Annotated in this window: 8 tRNA genes; all 8 read right to left on the reverse strand. The window is 52.3% G+C overall.

Going from position 1 to position 773, the window contains the following annotated elements:
* Nucleotides 1–6 precede the first annotated feature (6 nt).
* Nucleotides 7–80 (reverse strand) — tRNA-Pro (locus tag AWH02_RS02970).
* 28 nt (nucleotides 81–108) lie between these two features.
* Nucleotides 109–182: transfer RNA gene (locus tag AWH02_RS02975), tRNA-Arg, on the reverse strand.
* A gap of 13 nt (nucleotides 183–195) precedes the next feature.
* Nucleotides 196–281 (reverse strand) — tRNA-Leu (locus AWH02_RS02980).
* Between the two features lie 5 nt (nucleotides 282–286).
* Nucleotides 287–358, reverse strand: a tRNA-Gly gene (locus AWH02_RS02985).
* Between the two features lie 20 nt (nucleotides 359–378).
* Nucleotides 379–451 (reverse strand) — tRNA-Thr (locus tag AWH02_RS02990).
* A 10-nt stretch (nucleotides 452–461) separates the two neighbouring features.
* A tRNA-Leu gene (locus tag AWH02_RS02995) sits at nucleotides 462–543 on the reverse strand.
* Nucleotides 544–548: 5 nt separating this feature from the next.
* Nucleotides 549–621 (reverse strand) — tRNA-Lys (locus AWH02_RS03000).
* Nucleotides 622–648: 27 nt separating this feature from the next.
* Nucleotides 649–721 (reverse strand) — tRNA-Asp (locus AWH02_RS03005).
* Between the last annotated feature and the right edge of the window lie 52 nt (nucleotides 722–773).

A 773-nucleotide genomic window follows, 5' to 3' on the forward strand; every position in this document is an offset into this window, starting at 1 on the left:
ATACAATCGGGAAGACAGGATTCGAACCTGCGACACCTTGGTCCCAAACCAAGTACTCTACCAAGCTGAGCTACTTCCCGTCGTGATCGAATATCTCCTATCACTATATGCACCCTAGAGGAGTCGAACCTCTAACCGCCTGATTCGTAGTCAGGTACTCTATCCAGTTGAGCTAAGGGTGCTCATTAATATTTATGCCGAGGACCGGAATCGAACCGGTACGATCGTTTCCAATCGCAGGATTTTAAGTCCTGTGCGTCTGCCAGTTCCGCCACCCCGGCCTCTAAGCGAACGACGGGATTCGAACCCGCGACCCCCACCTTGGCAAGGTGGTGTTCTACCACTGAACTACGTTCGCATACGCCTCTTCTCTCTTAATGCCGGCTACATGACTTGAACACGCGACCCTCTGATTACAAATCAGATGCTCTACCAACTGAGCTAAGCCGGCCTATTTCTTATGCGGGTTAAGGGACTTGAACCCCCACGCCGTTAAGCGCCAGATCCTAAATCTGGTGCGTCTGCCAATTCCGCCAAACCCGCGCTTATGACCCGTACTGGGCTCGAACCAGTGACCCTTTGATTAAAAGTCAAATGCTCTACCAACTGAGCTAACGAGTCTTCTTTGAAATCTTCTCTCGATTCCAACGGTCCCGACGGGAATCGAACCCGCGATCTTCGCCGTGACAGGGCGACGTGATAACCGCTACACTACGGGACCTATGGGAGTTAACGGGATCGAACCGCTGACCCTCTGCTTGTAAGGCAGATGC

It is taken from the genome of Streptococcus gordonii (genome assembly GCF_001553855.1).
Lineage (GTDB): Bacteria > Bacillota > Bacilli > Lactobacillales > Streptococcaceae > Streptococcus > Streptococcus gordonii.